Below are 17,919 nucleotides of genomic sequence, written 5' to 3' on the forward strand. Positions count from 1 at the left end.
TTTTCGGGATCGGTTCGTTCAGAAATGGAAAGCGGTGAAGCGCTCGAGAAAGCGCTGCGTCCGTTCCTGCTTCGGGTGCTTGAGCACCTCGTCGGGCGTGCCGGTTTCGTGCAGCTGGCCGTCGGCGAGGAAGACGACCTTGGTGGCGAAGTGATAGGCGAAGCCCAGTTCGTGGGTCACCAGCAGCATGGTCCGGCCCTCTTTGGCGAGCGCCAGGATGGTCGACAGCACCTCGCCGACCAGCTCCGGGTCGAGCGAGGAGGTGGGCTCATCGAACAGCAGCACCTCCGGCTCCATGGCCAGCGCGCGGGCGATGGCCACGCGCTGCTGCTGGCCGCCGGACAGGTGGCCGGGGTAGGCGTTAGCTTTCTCGGCGAGGCCCACTTTCGTCAATTCGCGCAGTGCGCGCTCACGTGCGTCGGCCGCCGACACCCGCTTGACCGTGACCAGCCCCTCCATGACGTTCTGCAGCACCGTCATGTGCGGGAACAGGTTGAACTGCTGGAACACCATGCCGACCTGCTTGCGCACCTCGCTCAACTCGGCCTGGCCGTAGCGCACCTCGCCGCCCGCGCCCGCCGCCGTGCCGATGGCGCGGCCCTTGAGCACGACGCGCCCGGCCGACGGCATCTCCATGAAATTGAGGCAGCGCAGCAGCGTGCTCTTGCCCGAGCCGCTCGACCCGATGATGGCGATGCGGTCGCCCGGCTGGACGTCGAGGTCGATGCCGCGCAGCACGGCGTGGTCGCCGAAGCGCTTGTGCAGGGCCTGGATCTGGAGGATGGGCGGTGTGGCGGTCATGGGGCTTTGGAGCGTAGCGATTGTCGAACAATCGACAATCGGTAGTTCTACGACCCAAGCAAGCGGCGTGCCTGCGCCAGCGCGCCAACCCGGTGCGCCGGCGCTTTCCGACCCTTGTGTCAGCGACGCGCGCCCGGCGCGCCCGGCCCGCTCACATCACTTCATCGCGCACTCGCCCACGAACGGGTCCGCGTGGTCGGTCATGATCGTGCCGACCAGCTTGTTCGCGAACTTGCCTTGCGCGTCCTTCTCAACCACGCGCATGTACAGGTTGTGGATCGGGAACTGGTTGGTGTTGAACCTGAACGGGCCGCGCACCGAGGCGAAGTCGGCCTTGCGAAGCGCCTTGCGCAACGCGTCCTTGTCCTCGACCTTGCCGCCGACGGCACGCACGGCGCTGTCGATGAGCATGGCGGTGTCGTAGGCCTGCGATGCATACAGCGTGGGCGCGCGGCCGTAGGCCTTGCGGAAGTCGGCGACGAACTTCTGGTTGGCGGCGTTGGGCAGGTCCGACGCCCACTGCGACGCGTTGTAGAGCCCGACGATCGGCTCGCCGATGGCGCCGATGGTGTCTTCGTCGCCCGAGAAGCCCGGCGCCAGCAGCGCCACCTGCTTCGACAGGCCGGAGGCGCCGAACTGCTTGATGAAGTTCACGCCCATGCCGCCGGGCAGGAAGAAGAACACCGCGTCGGGCTTGGCCGCGCGCATCGTCGCGAGTTCGGGCGCGTAGTCGAGCTGGCCCATCTTGGTGTAGAGCTCTTCGACGATCTCGCCCTTGTACTGGCGCTTGAAGCCGGCCAGCGATTCGCGGCCGCCGGGGTAGTTGGGGGCGATGAGCGCGACGCGCGCGAACTTGCGATCGGTCGCGTACTTGCCCACGGCCTGCGGGATGTCTTCGTTGTGCCAGGCCACGGCGAAAAAGTTGCGGTTGCACTTGGCGCCGGCGTAGTCGCTCGGGCCGGTGTTGGGGCTCAGGTAGATGGTGTCGCTCGCCAGGATGCCGGGCAGCAGCGGCAGCAGCACGTTGCTGAAGACGACGCCGGTCACCAGGTCGACCTTGTCGCGCTTGATGAAGCGGTCGACCGCCTGCAGCCCGCTCTCGGGCTTCTGCTGGTCGTCGATGATCTCCATCTGCACCGGCAGGCCGCCGAGCTTGTCGCCGCTGTTCCTGATGCCGAGGTTGAAGCCGTCGCGCACCTCGTTGCCGATCACCGCGCCGGGGCCCGACAGCGTCGTGAGGAAGCCGATCTTGATCGCATCGGCCGCCTGCGCAGCGGAGGCGGCGAGCAGTGCGCCGCCGAGGGTGGCCGCCAGGGCGAGACGGTGCAGGGTGGGACGTGGCATGCGGGTGGCTCCAGTTCGGGCAAGGGTGCGGCGAAGTCTAGGAGTCGACCGGCGCCGCCAGCTATCCGCAAACGGCAAGCGCGTGGCGGCGGGCTGTCCGATTTACGCAGCGCACGGCGCGCCCCTCCGCGCCTTGCCGTTTCCGGACAAGCCCTTGCCGATCGCGGCTAGTTCGCATCGCACGATCTCCCCACACTGGTGCTTTTCGTCGTGGACGGACAAGGACCCATTCGATGATTGCCGATGAAGAGCTGGCCGCCCTGGTGCGGCCCGACAGCGTGAACAAACGCGTCTACACCGACCCCGCCATCTTCACGCTGGAGATGGATCGCATCTACGGCCGCGCGTGGATCTACGTCGGCCACGACAGCCAGGTGCCCAACACCGGCGACTACCACACGACCCGCCTCGGCGACCAGGACGTGGTGCTGGTGCGCGCCGCCGACGGCGCGGTGAAGGTGCTCTACAACCGCTGCCCGCACAAGGGCGCCAAGCTGGTGAGCGAAGGCGACGGCTGCGCCGGCAAGTTCTTCCGCTGCCCGTACCACGCGTGGACCTTCAAGCTCGACGGCACGCACCTCGGTGCGCCGATGCGCGACGGCTTCGAGGGCACGGCCTACGACCCGACCAGCCCGCAGTTCTCGATGGCGCCGGTGGCGCGCGTCGACAGCTACCGCGGCTTCGTCTTCGCGAGCCAGAGTGCCGAGGGCCCGAGCCTGCGCGACTTCCTCGGCGGCGTGGCGAGCTCCATCGACAACCTGTGCGACCGCTCGCCCGTCGGCGAGGTCGAGGTGGTGGGCGGCGTGTTCCGCGTGATGCAGGAGTCGAACTGGAAGGTGTTCTACGAGAACCTGCACGACACCATGCATGCGCGCGTGACGCACGAGTCGTCGTTCCGCGCGGCGCGCGACGAGGCCGCGGCCATCGGCGAGATGCCCTTCGAGCTGTTGATCCAGGACGGCAACGGCGAGCCCTACACCTTCTGGGAAAAGCTGGAGCTGCGCGCCTACCGTGGTGGCCACGGCTACATGGAAGGCATCTTCGACCCCGGCGCCGCCACGCGCGACCCGGTGGCGCGCGCGCACTTCGAATGCCTGAGCGACGCGGTGGGCGAGGAGCGCGCCCGCGAGGTGCTCGGCATGAACCGGCACAACACCATCCTCTACGGCAGCGGCTCGCCGCACAACGTGTTCCAGCAGTTCCGCGTGATCCGCCCGCTGGCGGTCGACCGCACGCTGATCGAGATCCAGCTGTTCCGCTGCAAGGGCGCGCCCGACGCGGTGTTCGACCGTGCGCTGACCTACGCCAACCTGATCAACTCGCCCTCGTCGAACGTGATGCCCGACGACGTGGAGCTGTACCGCCGCTGCCAGCAGGGCAACAACACGCGCGGCGGCGAATGGGTGAGCCTGCACCGCTACGTGGGCACCGACCGCGTGCTGCCCGACGGCGCGGTGTCGACCAACGGCACCAGCGAGCTGCCGATGCGCAACCAGTTCGCGGCGTGGCGCCAGTACATGCTCGGGGAGGGCGCGCATGCTGCTGCTTGACCGCACCTTCGATGTCTCGACCACGCCGCTGACGCCCGCACCGGCCGACCCGGCCCTGGCGCAGGAGGCCACGCAGTTCATCGGCCGCGAATCGCGCCTGCTCGACGAGCGCCGCTTCGATGACTGGCTGGCGCTGTGGACCGACGAGGGCCGCTACTGGATCCCGCGCCACCACGCGCAGGCCGACCCTTTCACGCAGATCTCGCTGTTCTGGGAAGACCGCATGCTGCGCGAGACCCGCGTGCGACGCCTGCTGCACCCGCGCAACTGGTCGCAGCAGCCGCCCACGCGCAGCAGCCGGCTGGTCGGCAACATCCAGCTCGACGGGCTCGATGCGGCGGGCCACCTCATCGTGTGCGCGACGCTGCACTACGTCGAATACCGGCTGGAGCAGCGCGTGCTGGCGGGCCAGGTCTTCTACAAGCTGGCGCGCGCCGAAGATGGCGGCTTGCGCCTGCAGCTCAAGCGCGTGAACCTGGTCAACTGCGACAGCGTGTTCGGCAATCTGGAGGTCTTCGTGTGACACCCACGTCCACAACTGCGGTGCTGGCGCTGCACTACCAGAACGAGACGCTGCACCCCGACGGGCGCATCCGCGTCGGCCTGGCCGCAGGCGACCCGGTGCGCGACCAGGTGATCGCCGCGGGCGCCGCGCTGCTGGCCGGCGCGCGGGCGCGCAGCTGGCCGATCGTGCATGTGCGCATCGCCTTCCGCCCCGACTACGCCGACTGCCCGCGCAACACGCCGATCTTCCGGCGCACCGTCGAACTCGGTGCGGTGCGCGACGGCGAATGGGGCGCGGAATTTCTGGAAGCGCTCTCGCCGCAGCCGGGCACGCGCGAGTTCGTCGTGACGCACACACGCATCAGCGCCTTCGCCGGCACGCCCGTCGAGCAGCTGCTGCGCCTGGTCGATGCGAAGCGGCTGCTGGTCGCGGGCGTGGCCACGCATTCGGTGGTCGAGGGCACGGTGCGCGACGCGGCCGACCGCGGCTTCGACGTGGTCGTGGCGGCCGACGCCTGTGCCGCCGCCGACCGCGCGGTGCACGACGCCTCGCTGGCCAGCATGGCGCTGGTGGCCCGCGTCACGACCGTGGCCGAAGCCTTCGCCACGCTGGAGGCCCACGTATGAAGCTCGCAGGCAAGGTCGCGATCGTCACCGGTGCGACGCAGGGGCTGGGGCGCGACGTGGCGCTCGGGCTGGTGGCACACGGCGCGCGCGTGGTGATCGCCGGCATCGACCATGAAGCGGGGTACGCGATCGCCGCGTCACTGGGTGATGCCGCGCTCTACGTCGGCACCGACATCGAGGACGACGCGCAGATCGCGCAGTGCATCGCGGCCACGCTGGCGCACTTCGGCCAGCTCGACCTGCTGGTGAACAACGCCTGCGTGTACGACGACGCGGGCATCGCGTCGACGCGTGCGCAATGGCTGCGCACGCTCAACGTCAACCTGGTGTCGGCCGCGATCTTCGCGCAGCAGGCCGCCGCGGTGATGCCGCGCGGCGGCGTGATCGTCAACCTCGGCAGCGTGGGCGGCAAGTTCGGCGCGGCCGCGCGCGCCACCTACCCGGCGTCGAAGGCCGGCATGCTGCAGCTCACGCGCAACCTCGCCGTCGCACTGGCGCCGCAGGGCATCCGCTGCGTGAGCGTGTCACCGGCCTGGACCTGGTCGCCCGCGCTGGAGCGCATGAGCGGCGGTTCGCTCGAACGCGCCGATGCGGTGGGCGCACGGGTGCATCCGCTGGGCCGCGTCGGGCGCGGCGAGGAAGTGGCGGCGGCCGTGGCCTTCGCATGTTCTGCGGAAGCCTCGTGGATCACCGGCGCCGACCTGCCGGTGGACGGCGGCTTCTCGTGCCTGGGGCCGGACCAGGGCAGGTCGCCGCGCGAGTGGTTCGAGGCGATGGGCGAGCCCGCGCCACCGGCACGCTGAGCGCGCCCTTGCAGCCCTTGCGGCGGCTCAGCTTCCTCGCGCTGCCGGCCCCGACGACGCCTGCGTCAGCGCCCGCTCGGTCGCCGTGTCGATGCGCAACCCGCCGGCGCGCATCGCCTGGACGATGGCACCGAGCGTCGTGGCCTGGGCGGCATGGCGATGGTCCAGGCGGCCCTCGCAGCCGCTCGAGCAATCCACGCGGTCGTCCACGGCACGGGCCAGGCTCTCGAAGCGGACGGCCAGCTCCGTGGCCTCCGGCGAGACGGACTGGCCGCGCGCGAAGCCGGCGAATTCGCTCACCAGCATCCGGGCCTGGCGCTGCGCCACGGCGGCCGCCGGGCGGCAGTCGTCGAACAGCGGCGTGCGGGCGACGAGGCCGCGCCCGGTGCAGACGAAAGCCAGCTCCTGGTCCTTCGTGACGGTCGCCGCCACGGCCACGCTGTCGGGCGCGAGCCGCGCCTTCGTGCCGAGCAGCACGCCGTCGCGGAACACGACGTAGGGAATCTTGTCGTCGTCCTTGCTCACGCCCAGGACACTGCCGCTGAGCAGCACCTGCCGGCCGAGAAAACGCTGGTCGCCTGCGGCCGCGTCCTTGGCGTAGGCGCTTCGCACCTGTTCGGCGGTGACGGCCACCAGCTTGAACAGTTCGCCGATCGCCGTGTCCTCGCCGCGCCCGAAGGCCGCCACTTCGTCGTCGAGGTAGAAGTTGACGAGCGGGGTGAACTGGCGGTCCAGCGTGTAGCGCACGGGTGACGCGATGACGTCCACCGGCGGCGCCTGGAACTCCAGCACCGGCACGCGCGGCGTCGCATCGATGGGCGCATGGGGCGGCGCCTCTCGCTGCGCGCAGGCGCCGAGCGCCAGCAGAAAACACAGGGAGAGGAGGCGTCGGGTCATGCCCAGATTGTCGAGGCGCGGGGTGACGAATGCCTGTGCAATGTCAACGGCCGTGCGCCCATGGTCATCTGAAGCCACCGTACTGCCGAAAACTTCACGTTTGCGGCGTGGCAAAACGGCCCACACCCTAAAGTCCAAGGTCTTCGCATCCGAGGGCGCCGGCAACGAAGGCCGCCCCGATGCGCGATCATGCGGACCATGAGAACCGCGGTCTGCACACTGTTCGAGGGTCACTACCACCATGGCGTGGCGGCACTCGTGAACTCGCTGATCGCCGCGGGCTACGAAGGCACGGTGTGGGTCGGCCACCGCGGACCGCTGCCCGGCTGGCTGACGCGGCACGCGGGCTTCGATCCCGGTGCGGCGCGGCTGCAGGTCACGCCCCAGGTGGCGCTGCACGCCGTGGCGCTCGACCCGCCGCGCAGCCTCAACTACCAGAAGCCGGCCTTCATGCGCGCATTGCTGCAGGTGCACGACCCGGCGGCCGAAGCGGTGGTCTACCTCGACCCCGACTTGGTGGTGAAGTGCGCGTGGTCGGAGATCGAAGCCTGGTTCGCCGACGGCGCGGTCGCGCTGGTCGAAGACGTCGACGGCGCCCTGCCGTCGGACCATCCGCGGCGCGAACGCTGGCGCGACTTCTTCGCCGCGCAGGGCGAGTTCCCGCGCCGCGGGCTGGAGCGCTACTACAACAGCGGCTTCATCGGGGTGCCACGGGTGCGGGAGGAACTGCTCGCGGCATGGCAGCGCATCTGCGAGCAAATCGCCGCGCAGGCCGGCGGCGCGTTGCGCGAACGCAAGCTGGGCGCACCGGGCCATCCCTTCCACTCGACGGACGAGGACGCGCTCAACTTCGCGCTGATGCTGACCGATGTGCCACTGCACACGCAGGGCCCCGAGGCGATGGACTTCGCGCCGGGCGGACGGCACCTGTCGCATGCGGTGGGGGCGGCCAAGCCCTGGCAGGGCCATCACTTCCGCGGTGCGCTGCGCGGGCGGCCGCCGTCCATCGCGAGCCAGGCCTTCTACCGCTTCGCGCGCGGCCCGCTCGCCTCGCTGTCGCCCCTGACGCTGGCGCGGCGGCGGGTGTCGATGGCGCTGGCCACGGCGCTCGGACGGCTGTACCGGCGGCGCTGACGCCGAGGGCCGCGCAGCGGGTCAGGGCTGCGGCGGCTGGGCGAGCACCCAGCGCGCCAGCGTCTCGGATTCCGCCACCGTCATCCTGGGCTGGCGCGGCATGATGACGCGGCCCCATTCGCCCACGCCGCCGCCGCGGATCTTCCCGGCCAACCGTGCCGGCGCCGCAGCGTCGCCCTGGTAGCGCGCCGCGATCTGCGCGAAGCCCGGGCCGACCTGCTTGCGGACCATGCCGTGGCAGGCCATGCAGCCGTAGCTTCCGCTCAGGCGCAGGGCATCGGACGGCCCGTCTGCGGCCTGCGCGGTGGCGATCGGCAGACTGGCGAGCAAAAGGATGCGCACGCCGAGTGCCACGACTGCGCAATCCATCACCGCTCGCCCTCGAAATGATTTTTTGGTTTCACTTTTATCATTTCATTGATATCATTTCCACATGCCGACCGACGCTATCTTGCACGAGGTCGCCACGAAGACGACCGTGACCAAGACCTCACTCACCGATGCGCCCCGCGGTTTTTCCACCTCCGCATGGCAGGCACTCGAGCGCGCAGCGGTCACGCGCCGTTCTGCGGCGACCGTGCTCCGGCTGCTGGCCCGGCTGGCTCGGCCGCTCGTCCCCGCCGCATCGGACCTGAGGCTCGATGCGTCGCGCGCCCGGTTGCCGGTGCTGGAATCGACGGGCCGCTCGCTGGCGATCGGCGCCCCCTTCGAGCAATGGGCCGCCCTCACCGATGCCTATGCGGAGCAGTTCCTGCGCATGCAGCGGGGCGACCCGCGCGCCCGCGACGAGGCCATGCGCCTGTCGTGCGAAATGCTGCGCATGAACGAGGGCATGCGCAGCATGGGGTGATGCGGCGCTGGTTTCAGGCGGCGGGCCGACAGAGTGACTTCACGAGCGCGCGGATCTGGCCCCAATCGGACGTCATGGCCGCAAAGGCCTGCCCTTCGGCAGCCGCATGTTCCAGCCGGCGCGCCATCGCATGGCCTTCGGTGCTGCCAATGAGTTGCAGCACCGACTTGAGGTTGTGCGCCACGCGGCGCAACGCGCCCGCATCCTGGGTGGCGCAGGCCTGGTCGCCCGCATCGACGTCGGCCGGGAGCTGCGCCAGGCAGCTCGCGAGGAACTCGTCGAACAGCGCGGCCTGTCCGCCGAAATGGTCGTCGATGGCGCGCTGTCGCTGCGTCGCGGGCAGGCTGTCGGTCAGCACCACCGCCTGTGCAAGCGACAGAGGGCTGGCGCCGCCGATGGCCTGCTCGACGCAGGCCACCAGATCGAGGTAGGGCACCGGTTTGTCCAGCACCCGGAAGACGCCCAGTTCGGCGGCGAGTTCGCGGGTGGCGGCCGAAACACCGGCGCTGAAGATCACCACCTGCATCGCGCTGGAGCCCGGCTGCTCGCGCAGGGCGTGGAACATGTGCATCGCGTTGCCGTCAGGCAGCATCAGGTCGGAGATGAACAGGTCGACGTCCTGCCGGCCAAGCTGCTCCCACGCCTCGGCGATGGACCTCGCTTCGACGAGTTCGATGGGCAGTTCGGCGAGCGCCATGCCGACGAAGCGGCGGATCGAGGCGTCGTCCTCGAGCAGCAGGACGCGGCTCGGCGGCGTCATGCAACCACGGCGTCGCGCTGCCCCAGCAGCTCGCGAATGCGCCGGGGCAGGTCCGTGACCATGCGCGACTTGTGCACGATGGGCACGTCGTCCAGGGCGAACATGTAGGGCGCCAGGTCCGTCTCGTCGAGCGAGGTCAGCACGATCAACCGGCTGTCTGCGAACTGCGCGTGGGAACGCAGGCTCGCGATCAGCGTCGCGCCGTCCATGCCCGGAAGCAGGATGTCCACGATCAAAAGGGCCGGCCGCAGCTGACCGGCCATGGCCAGGCCGGCGAAACCGTCGTCTGCCACGAAGATCTCGAGTTCGGGAAAGTCGTTACGCAGCAGCATCGACGCGAGCTTCTGGTAGTGCTTCGAGTCCTCGATGATCAGGACCTTGGCCTTCCCGCCGCTTTGCGCCGAACCCGCTGCCACCGCGGCGTCTGCCGCCGTCCTGCCGGCGCTTCGCTTCTTGCCATGGCTTTCGCGGCCTTGCAGAAACGCGTCGACCGACGCCCGATCGATGCGCCGATGGCCGCCGGGGGTCTTCCAGGCCTGCAACTCGCCACGGTCGACCATGAGCTGGACAGACCGCACGGCCAGGCCGAGAAGTGCCGCCACGTCGCGCGTGCTGTAGTCCGTGTCTGGAGCGTCCGATGCTTTGTTCATGGCTGCGTGAATTTTGGCCTGGATCCAGGCAAATCGGCAAATGTGATGCCTTCAGTTTATTTCAGTTCTGCCGATACTTCCATGTCATCCGCCACAAAACCCCGCTCGATATCGTCATGAACAGCATCCTCATCGTCGAAGACCACTCCGACATACGCCGGTTGATCCGCATGACGCTGGAGTTCGCGGGCCATGGCGACAACGTGGCGGAAGCGAGCGACGGCGACACGGGCCTGGCCATGGCGCGCGCGCTGCGGCCGGACGTGGTGATCACCGACGTGATGATGCCCGGGGCCACCAGCGGTCTGAGCCTGTGCCAGACCTTGACGTCGGACCCCGCGATGTCGGGGACCGCCATCGTGATGATTTCTGCGAATTGCCGGGCCGAAGACCGCCTTGCGGGTCTCGAGGCCGGCGCACGGGCCTACCTGGTCAAGCCGTTCAGCCCGTTGGAACTGGTGAAGACGCTGGAAGCGCTGGGCGTGTCGGCATGACATCCCTCGCGCCCGATGGCAGCAAGCGCTTCGACGACGCCGCATCGGCGCAGATGGAGACGTTGCTCGCCGACTTCGGGAAGATGTACCAGGAGCGCAACGAGGCCCTGCGCGAGGTCGTCGCCGCGCACCAGGACGCGCTCTACAAGCTGGCGCTCGCCGCCGAGTACAAGGACGACGACACCGGCGTGCACATCGTGCGCATCGGGGTGCTGGCCGAAGCCCTGGCGCTGGCGCTGGGCCAGAGCCGGACCTGGTCGACCCTGCTGCGCAAGGCGGCGCCGATGCACGACATCGGCAAGATCGGCATCCCGGATGCCGTGCTGAAGAAGCCGGGCGGCCTGACGCCCGAAGAACGCGGCGTGATGAACCGGCACCCGGAGATCGGCGCGGAGATTCTCGGACGGTCGCGCGTGCCACTGTTCCAGCTGGCCGCGGAGATTTCTCTCTCCCACCACGAGCGCTTCGATGGCGGCGGCTATCCCAAGGGCCTGGCCGGCGTCGCCATCCCGTTGGCCGGGCGCATCGTCGCGGTGGTGGACTTCTTCGACGCACTCTCGATGGCACGGTGCTACCGGCCGGCGTTCGCCACCGAGGAGGTCCGGCGCATGCTGCTCGCGGAGCGCGGCAAGTCCTTCGATCCCCGGGTGGTCGACACGTTGCTCGACCACTGGGCGCCCTTCGTGTCGCTGCGCGACCGCGTGACCGAGAGCCGCGTCAGCTTCGGCGACCTTGTCCACGCGATCGACCACGAATGAAGCGATCGGGCACCGTGCGCGCGTACATCTGGCCCCACTACGACGGCATGACCTACCGCAACCCGCACGATCGTTCGCTCAGCGGCATCGACATCGACCTGTCGGCGCAGCTCGCGCAGGCTCTGCAGGCCCGGCTGGAGTACGCCTTCCATGTGCTGCCCGACGCCGCCGCACGCCGCAACGGCTTGTCGACCATCGTCGTCCACTGAGCACCATGCAAGGCCCGCAAGACACACAACCCTGGCCAGCGAGTCGCATCGTCCGGCTCGTCGGCCTGTCGCTGGTGGTCGTGATGTTCGCGATCTCGGTGGCACTGCTGTTCAAGGACCGCGCCTCGGCCATCGATGCGCAACAGAAGCGCAATGCGCTGTATGCGCGCGTCCTCGAAGATCACGTGACGCGCAGCGTCGACACCGCGGCCATCTCGCTGGCCAGCGTCGCGAACGACCTGGGCGTGCCGCTGACCGCCACGAGCACGGCCGTCTCCGCCAACCTCCGGCAGTTGGTCCTGAGCCTTCCCTTGTTGCGTGACATGGCTGTCGTCGACATGAAGGGGCTGGTCACGGCCGCCAGCGGTGCCGACGATGTGGGACGTCGGATCGACCTGACTCGGCTTGGGCCGCTGCCAAGCGAAGGAAGCGACGCACTTGGCAATTACATTCCCGGGCGCGGCCTGGCTGCGCTGGCAAAAGGCGCCGACACCCCGCCGTCGCCGGCATCCGTCGGCGTGATCCCTCTGATGCGCCGCGCCCGGCTGCCGTCGGGCGACGTCATCGTCCTCGCACTGATCCATCCGGAAGGCCTGGTGCGTTACATGCGACTCACGATCGACGACCCCGGCAGCCGGGCCGCCCTCTTCGGATACGACGGTCGCCTGTATGGCGACACAGGCGCCGGGGTCCCGGGGACGCTGCTGCGCGAGCATCCGGTGTTCCGGAGGTTCCTGCCCCGCATCGGGCATGCCAACTACCTGGAGGCAGGTCTCGATCCGGACCCACAGACCGGCGCGTTCCGCGCCTCGAGTTCAAGACCGGTGGTCGTTCTGGTGGAACGCCCCCTGCAAGCAGTGATGGACGACTGGTTCAAGAGCGTGCGCGTCCGGATGGTCTTCATCCTGGTCGCATCGCTCATTCTCACGAGCCTGACGCTCATCGCATCACGCAGCCTGTACGCCCGCGAGGAGGCGCAGCAGCGGGTCGAGTCCATGCAACGGAAGATCGCCCGCAGCGAGCAGGAACTCAACGTCATCGTCCGCAGTGTCCAGGAACTCCTCTTCAGAACCGATGCACAAGGCAGGCTGACCTTCGTCAACGCGCACTGGATGGCGGCGACGGGCGAATCCCAGGCCGCCATCATCGGGACGCGCCTTGTCGACCTCGTGGCGCCCGAGGAGCAGTCGATCGTCCAGGCGATGCTCGACCGCGAGGCCGCTCGGGGAGCCCGCGCCGCGACGCTGACCTTCTGGGCAGGAACCGACCACCCCCGGCGCGTCGACATCGCACTGGTTCCGCTGCACGACGGCAAGCAGGCCACGGGCTTTGCGGGCAGCGCCGTGGACATCACGGCGCGCGAGGAGGCGGAGGCACGGCTCGCCGAGCAGCTGGCGTTCGTGGCGCTGCTGCTGCACATGAGCCCCTTGCCGATGTCGATGCGTGACATGTCCGGCCGTTACCTCGACGTGAACCGGGCCTGGCTGGAATTCGCCGGGCGCACCAAGAGCGACGTGCTCGGGAAGCCAGGCGACCGATTCATCCCCGACGCCGAAGCACGCCTGCACGAAGCCTACGACCAGCGGCTGCAGGGTTCCGGCGTACAGCTTCAGTACGAAGCCGTCCACACGCACTCCGACGGGACGAAGTGCGATCTGCTCATCAACAAGGTGCTGGTGATCGGCCGCGACGGCAAGGCGCAGGGCATCCTGACCACCTTCATGGACGTCACCGAACTGCGCAACGCCGCCCGTGCCACGCAGGAGGCGCGCGAGGTCGCCGAAGAGGCCTCGCGTGCCAAGAGCGAGTTCATCGCCAACATCAGCCACGAGTTGCGCACACCGCTGCAGTCGATCATCGGCTTCTCGGAACTGGGCGCGGGCCGTGTGCGCAACGACGCGGTGGTCGCAGGGATGTTCACCGACGTCCTGGCCTCGGGCCAGCGCATGCTGGCCCTGGTGAACGACCTGCTCGACGTGTCCAAGATCGACAGCGCCGTCGGCACGATCCACCTGGAACGAACCGACCTGCGACCGTTGCTGCGCACCGTGGTGCAGGAGCTCGGCCCGCTGTTCGGCGCGAAGCAGCTGACGGTCGACATGCAGTTGCCGACGACGGCGCTGTCCGCGAAGGTCGATCCGTTCCGCTTCCAGCAGGTGGTGCGCAACGTCCTGGCGAATGCGATCCGCTTCTCGCCCACGGGCGAGTCGATCGACGTGGGCGCCCGGACCGCCTCGGACGGGAGCCTGCACCTCTGGTTCCGCGACCACGGACCCGGCATCCCGCCCGACGAGTTCGAGGACATCTTCGATGCCTTCGTCCAGTCGAGCAAGACCAAGGACGGTTCCGGCGGCACGGGCCTGGGCCTGGCCATCTGCCGGAAGATCCTGGACGCACACCGCGGCACGATCAGCGCCAGCAATGCCAGGGACGGCGGCGCCCGCTTCGACGTCCTGCTGCCGTCGAACGAGTTCAGCGAGACCACACCGGGCGTGCTGACCGAACTCGTCTGAGCGCCGCAGCGCCGTCACGCGTCGCACCCGAGGGCCGGGCGACACGCATGAAACGGCAATATCAGCACAAGTTCACATCGGCAGGGTGATTGATTTATCATTTCAATCAATTTGAGTTTATCATTTCTGACACGCCGGCAACGCGATCCTGCACAGTGCCGTCGATGGAGTGGAACGCGGCGGATTGACCCGACGTCCTCGACTCTTTTCTGGGTGTCTCAAATGAAGCTATTCGATGGTTTTGGCATTGCCAAACGTCTGTACGTCGCTCTTTTCGTTGTCGTCGCGGCCCTGGGCTGCCTGGCGCTGGTCTCGTGGCAGCAACTCGGCCATGTCCACAGGCTGGCGGGCGAGACCGGTTCGACCCGCGTCCCACAACTCCAGCGCATCGCGTCGACGGAGCTCAGCGTGACGCGCATCTCGCTGCAGATCCGCCATGCCATCCTCGTGAGAACGCCGGAGGATCTGCGCATCACGCTCGCGGACATCGCGGCCAAGCGCAAGATCATCGAAGACAACGACGCACAGTTTCTCAAGGACCTCAAGGTCCCTTCGGCGCGCAAGGCGTTCGAGGAATTCGCCAAGCTCGAGAGCGAGTTCTGGCCGATCGCCGCCGCGAACATCCAGCTGATCGAAGCCGGGCGCAAGGACGAAGCCTTCGACATGCTGGTGGGCAAGACGATCCCGGCGCGCAACAAGCTGCTCGAATGGCTGAACACCGAGAAGATTCGCCAGGGCGAATTGTTGACGTCGGAGCTCGGTCAGATCGAACAGGCGGCCGCGAGCACGCGCTTCGCGCTGCTGGCGATCACCTTGGCGATCACGCTGGGGCTGACGGGGCTGTTCCTTCACATCGGCGGCCTGGTGCGCCGTCGCGTCGGGGCCGCCTCCGCCGTGGCCGAGCGGGTGAGCGCCGGTGACCTGACGGTGCCCGTCGTGAACCGGGTCCACGATGAATTCGAACCACTGATCGCGGCCCTGGCGGCGATGCAGGGCAACCTGGTTCGCATCGTCGGCGAGGTCCGCACGGGCACGGACACGATGCTGACGGCCTCCCGCGAGATCGCCAGCGGCAACCAGGACCTGTCGTCGCGCACCGAGGAACAGGCGAGTGCGCTGGAGCAGACCGCCGCCTCGATGGAGGAACTGGCCTCCACGGTCAAGCAGAACGCGGACAACGCGCGGCAGGCCAACCAACTCGCCGTCGCGGCATCGGGCGTCGCCGTGCAGGGCGGTGAGGTCGTCGGCCAGGTGGTCGCAACGATGAACTCGATCGACGCGTCTTCCAAGAAGGTCGTCGACATCATCGGCGTCATCGACGGCATCGCCTTCCAGACCAACATCCTCGCCCTCAATGCCGCGGTGGAGGCGGCGCGCGCTGGCGAACAGGGTCGCGGCTTTGCGGTGGTGGCGTCGGAAGTGCGTAGTCTGGCGCAACGCTCGGCCGCAGCGGCCAAGGAGATCAAGGGCCTGATCGACGATTCGGTGGGGAAAGTGCGCGCGGGGACCGAACTGGTGGGCGACGCGGGCCGGATCATGGACGAGGTGGTCGGCAGCGTGCGCCGCGTCACGGACATCATGGGCGAGATCACGGCCGCCAGCCAGGAGCAGTCCACCGGCATCGAGCAGGTGAACCAGGCGATCATGCAGATGGACCAGGTGACGCAGCAGAACGCGGCGCTGGTCGAAGAGGCCGCCGCCGCCGCCGGCTCGCTGGAGGACCAGGCGTCGAGCCTGGTCGGCGTGGTCGCCGCCTTCAAGCTCAACGATGGCGACTCGGGCCGGCTGAACGGCAACGCCACGGTTCGCCCGGTCGCCAGCCGTGCATCGGCTACCAGGAGGAAACCCGCGCTGCCGGGGCGCCCTGGCGGCAAGACCGCCGCCGCCCCCAAGCCGGTGCCCGCCGAATCGGCGGAGTGGGCGGAGTTCTGACCTCAGACCGCGGGCGCTTCGCCGTCGAAGACGACGCCCAGCGCGCGCGCCACATGCACGTCCTCGATCGGCAGCTCCCAGCTCAGGAACACCAGGGTGCCGTCCATGCCCGCCGCGAAATCCGCCGCGTCGAAGCCGCTGCGGCCGCGCCGGATGACGGCGTGCGGCTGACCCGTGTCGAAGACCACCGCCGTGCCCCGGGCGAGGGGCATGCGAAGGCCCGCCGCCGGGAAATGCAGGTCCAGCCCCTGGTCGTCGCTGAGGAAGAGATTGCAGAAGGCCGCGCCGCCGTACTGCGCAGCGTCGTGGTGGACCTTCGCGCCGCGGCAGGCCATCAGCGCCACCTCGCTGGACGCCAGCACGTCCGCCAGCCCTAGCGCGCGGGTCCAGTCGGCCATCGCCTGCACGCACTGCCGGTAGTCCGGCCAGCGCGCGCGTGCGCGCGGCAAGGGCAGCGGCTCGACATCGCCGGGCTCGAGGCCCAGGACCGACGACACCTCGCGTTCCCAGTCGGCCGTCAGGCGAGCGGGAGGCATCGGCACATCGAGCGTGCCGGCCAGCACCACGCCGCTCACGCGCCGGCTGCGCAGCGCGTCGCCGCTGCGGAAGCGGACGATAGACGGGCCGCATTCGGCGGGCGGCGACGAGGCAGGGTGCATCCGGGCAGTGTAGGCAGTGCAGTAAGGCGAAAGGCAACAGGCGGGCCGCAGGCATCGTCGAGGCATCGACCGAACGTGCCAAGATTGACAGTCGGCGGCGCTCGACAACAAGGTTTGGACACTTTTTAGTCCTATAGTCAAATTTTGATACGTGCCACCCCGCAGAGCTTGATTCGAGTACGAGCGCAGACAGTCATGCTGAAGAAGATCAAGGCCGCCGACCTGCAAGAAGGCATGGTCCTTAAGGGACTGGATGGCGTCTGGACGGGGGTTCCGACCTCCCGCTGGACGTCCAGGGTGCTGGACAAGCGGCTGCTGCGTTCGCTGCGGGCCCGTGGCGACGTCTCGGTCTGGATCGAGGTCCCCGAAGCGCCCCCGGTCGTGCGCACGCCGACGCCCGGACCGGTCGAGGCGCACGAGGCCGCCCTGAACGCCCGCAACCTGGGCGCCTCCACCATGAAGGGGGCCTTCGCCGACGTGCAGGCGAACCGCCCCCTCAACGTGTCGCTGGCGATCCAGGTGGTCGACGGCATCTACGCATCGATCGAACACGACCCCGGCGCCATGCTGAGCGTGGCTCGGCTCAAGACCGCCGACGAGTACACCTACATGCACTGCGTCGCCGTCTGCGCGCTCATGGCGGCGTTCGCACGCGAGCTGGGCATGACCGAGGGGCAGTGCCGCAACGCGGCCATCGGCGGCCTGTTCCACGACCTGGGCAAGGCGCGGGTGCCGATCGAGATCCTGAACAAGCCGGGCGCCCTGACCGACGCGGAGTTCACGACGATGAAAGACCACCCGCGGCTGGGCACGGAGATGCTGGTGCACAACGGCTTCGACGAGCCCATCGCCCTGGACATCTGCCTGCATCACCACGAGAAGATCAGCGGCGGCGGCTACCCCGACGGGCTGGACGACGACGGGATCTCGATCTACGCGCGCATGGCGGCCATCTGCGACGTCTTCGATGCCGTGACCTCCGCACGCGTCTACAAGAGCGCCTGGGACCCGGCCGATGCGCTGGTGCGCATGGCCGCCTGGAAGGGGCACTTCGACCGCGACCTGCTGGCCACCTTCATCAAGCTGGTCGGTGTCTACCCGGTGGGCTCGCTGGTGCGGCTGAGTTCGGGCCTGCTGGCGGTGGTGGTGCAGCAGCGCAAGGACCGGCTGTACACACCGGTGGTCCGGACGTTCTACTCGACGATCCAGGAGACGCCGACGGTGCCGACGCTGCTCGACCTGAGCGAGCCCGACTGCGACGTGCAGATCGTCGGGCGCGAGCCGCGCGACCTCTGGGACGACGCGCACATCCAGCGGCTGTCGCTGCCGGGCTGAGAACATGTGAAGGAACCTGCTGCGCGCCCCGATCTCGCATCTGCGGTCCTCACCGCACGCGAGTGCGGCTCCGGTCCGGGGCGCAAGCTCGAGGCGCTC

19 protein-coding genes are annotated in these 17,919 nt (G+C 68.7%); 12 read left to right on the forward strand and 7 right to left on the reverse strand.

Annotation, left to right across the window (positions count from 1 at the left end; translation table 11 throughout):
• Window positions 1-18: 18 nt before the first annotated feature.
• Complete coding sequence (locus N8A90_RS14260; RefSeq protein ID WP_262075581.1) at window positions 19-801, reverse strand: amino acid ABC transporter ATP-binding protein; 783 nt, start codon at window positions 799-801, stop codon at window positions 19-21.
• A gap of 156 nt (window positions 802-957) precedes the next feature.
• On the reverse strand, window positions 958-2,145 hold the full coding sequence (locus N8A90_RS14265; RefSeq protein ID WP_262075582.1) for an ABC transporter substrate-binding protein: 1,188 nt from the start codon (window positions 2,143-2,145) through the stop codon (window positions 958-960).
• 233 nt (window positions 2,146-2,378) lie between these two features.
• Here N8A90_RS14265 and N8A90_RS14270 point away from each other — a divergent pair, with 233 nt between their 5' ends.
• The 4 genes from N8A90_RS14270 to N8A90_RS14285 are packed head-to-tail and all read left to right on the forward strand — an operon-like array spanning window position 2,379 to window position 5,629.
• Window positions 2,379-3,695, forward strand: a complete 1,317-nt coding sequence (locus N8A90_RS14270; protein ID WP_262075583.1) for an aromatic ring-hydroxylating dioxygenase subunit alpha — start codon at window positions 2,379-2,381, stop codon at window positions 3,693-3,695.
• Window positions 3,682-4,218, forward strand: a complete 537-nt coding sequence (locus tag N8A90_RS14275; protein WP_410087684.1) for an aromatic-ring-hydroxylating dioxygenase subunit beta — start codon at window positions 3,682-3,684, stop codon at window positions 4,216-4,218. The genes N8A90_RS14270 and N8A90_RS14275 overlap by 14 nt, the downstream gene beginning before the upstream one ends.
• A complete protein-coding gene (locus N8A90_RS14280) occupies window positions 4,215-4,826 on the forward strand; it encodes a cysteine hydrolase (protein ID WP_262075584.1) in 612 nt (203 codons plus the stop codon). Before N8A90_RS14275 ends, N8A90_RS14280 begins: the two co-directional genes overlap by 4 nt.
• Window positions 4,823-5,629 (forward strand): SDR family oxidoreductase, encoded by an 807-nt coding sequence (locus N8A90_RS14285; RefSeq protein WP_262075585.1) that lies wholly within the window; start codon window positions 4,823-4,825, stop codon window positions 5,627-5,629. Before N8A90_RS14280 ends, N8A90_RS14285 begins: the two co-directional genes overlap by 4 nt.
• A gap of 27 nt (window positions 5,630-5,656) precedes the next feature.
• Here N8A90_RS14285 and N8A90_RS14290 read toward each other — a convergent pair whose 3' ends face one another.
• Window positions 5,657-6,526 (reverse strand): OB-fold putative lipoprotein, encoded by an 870-nt coding sequence (locus N8A90_RS14290; protein ID WP_262075586.1) that lies wholly within the window; start codon window positions 6,524-6,526, stop codon window positions 5,657-5,659.
• A 198-nt stretch (window positions 6,527-6,724) separates the two neighbouring features.
• Here N8A90_RS14290 and N8A90_RS14295 point away from each other — a divergent pair, with 198 nt between their 5' ends.
• A complete protein-coding gene (locus tag N8A90_RS14295) occupies window positions 6,725-7,660 on the forward strand; it encodes a hypothetical protein (RefSeq protein ID WP_262075587.1) in 936 nt (311 codons plus the stop codon).
• Between the two features lie 21 nt (window positions 7,661-7,681).
• Here N8A90_RS14295 and N8A90_RS14300 read toward each other — a convergent pair whose 3' ends face one another.
• The gene (locus N8A90_RS14300; RefSeq protein WP_262075588.1) at window positions 7,682-8,029 is read right to left on the reverse strand and encodes a c-type cytochrome; all 348 of its coding nucleotides are present in this window, start codon (window positions 8,027-8,029) and stop codon (window positions 7,682-7,684) included.
• Between the two features lie 64 nt (window positions 8,030-8,093).
• Between N8A90_RS14300 and N8A90_RS14305 the strand changes: the two genes are divergently transcribed.
• A complete protein-coding gene (locus N8A90_RS14305; protein ID WP_262075589.1) occupies window positions 8,094-8,510 on the forward strand; it encodes a hypothetical protein in 417 nt (138 codons plus the stop codon).
• A 13-nt stretch (window positions 8,511-8,523) separates the two neighbouring features.
• On the opposite strand, the gene N8A90_RS14310 is transcribed toward N8A90_RS14305, so the two are convergent.
• Both N8A90_RS14310 and N8A90_RS14315 read right to left on the reverse strand, forming a co-directional pair.
• Window positions 8,524-9,270 (reverse strand): hybrid sensor histidine kinase/response regulator, encoded by a 747-nt coding sequence (locus tag N8A90_RS14310; protein ID WP_262075590.1) that lies wholly within the window; start codon window positions 9,268-9,270, stop codon window positions 8,524-8,526.
• On the reverse strand, window positions 9,267-9,920 hold the full coding sequence (locus N8A90_RS14315; RefSeq protein WP_262075591.1) for a response regulator: 654 nt from the start codon (window positions 9,918-9,920) through the stop codon (window positions 9,267-9,269). Before N8A90_RS14315 ends, N8A90_RS14310 begins: the two co-directional genes overlap by 4 nt.
• Before the next feature lie 116 nt (window positions 9,921-10,036).
• Between N8A90_RS14315 and N8A90_RS14320 the strand changes: the two genes are divergently transcribed.
• From N8A90_RS14320 to N8A90_RS14340, 5 genes are all read left to right on the forward strand, one after another.
• On the forward strand, window positions 10,037-10,414 hold the full coding sequence (locus tag N8A90_RS14320) for a response regulator transcription factor (RefSeq protein WP_262075592.1): 378 nt from the start codon (window positions 10,037-10,039) through the stop codon (window positions 10,412-10,414).
• A complete protein-coding gene (locus N8A90_RS14325) occupies window positions 10,411-11,172 on the forward strand; it encodes an HD-GYP domain-containing protein (protein WP_262075593.1) in 762 nt (253 codons plus the stop codon). The genes N8A90_RS14320 and N8A90_RS14325 overlap by 4 nt, the downstream gene beginning before the upstream one ends.
• Window positions 11,169-11,381, forward strand: a complete 213-nt coding sequence (locus N8A90_RS14330; protein WP_262075594.1) for a hypothetical protein — start codon at window positions 11,169-11,171, stop codon at window positions 11,379-11,381. Before N8A90_RS14325 ends, N8A90_RS14330 begins: the two co-directional genes overlap by 4 nt.
• A gap of 98 nt (window positions 11,382-11,479) precedes the next feature.
• Window positions 11,480-13,894, forward strand: a complete 2,415-nt coding sequence (locus N8A90_RS14335) for an ATP-binding protein (protein WP_262075595.1) — start codon at window positions 11,480-11,482, stop codon at window positions 13,892-13,894.
• Window positions 13,895-14,116: 222 nt separating this feature from the next.
• Window positions 14,117-15,826, forward strand: a complete 1,710-nt coding sequence (locus N8A90_RS14340) for a methyl-accepting chemotaxis protein (RefSeq protein WP_262075596.1) — start codon at window positions 14,117-14,119, stop codon at window positions 15,824-15,826.
• A 2-nt stretch (window positions 15,827-15,828) separates the two neighbouring features.
• Here N8A90_RS14340 and N8A90_RS14345 read toward each other — a convergent pair whose 3' ends face one another.
• Window positions 15,829-16,485, reverse strand: coding sequence for a hypothetical protein (locus N8A90_RS14345; RefSeq protein ID WP_262075597.1), 657 nt, complete (start codon window positions 16,483-16,485; stop codon window positions 15,829-15,831).
• Between the two features lie 195 nt (window positions 16,486-16,680).
• Between N8A90_RS14345 and N8A90_RS14350 the strand changes: the two genes are divergently transcribed.
• Entirely contained in the window at window positions 16,681-17,820 is a 1,140-nt protein-coding gene (locus tag N8A90_RS14350; protein ID WP_262075598.1) for an HD-GYP domain-containing protein, read from the forward strand.
• Window positions 17,821-17,919 lie beyond the last annotated feature (99 nt).

It is taken from the genome of Variovorax sp. N23, assembly GCF_025486315.1.
Taxonomy (GTDB): domain Bacteria; phylum Pseudomonadota; class Gammaproteobacteria; order Burkholderiales; family Burkholderiaceae_C; genus Variovorax.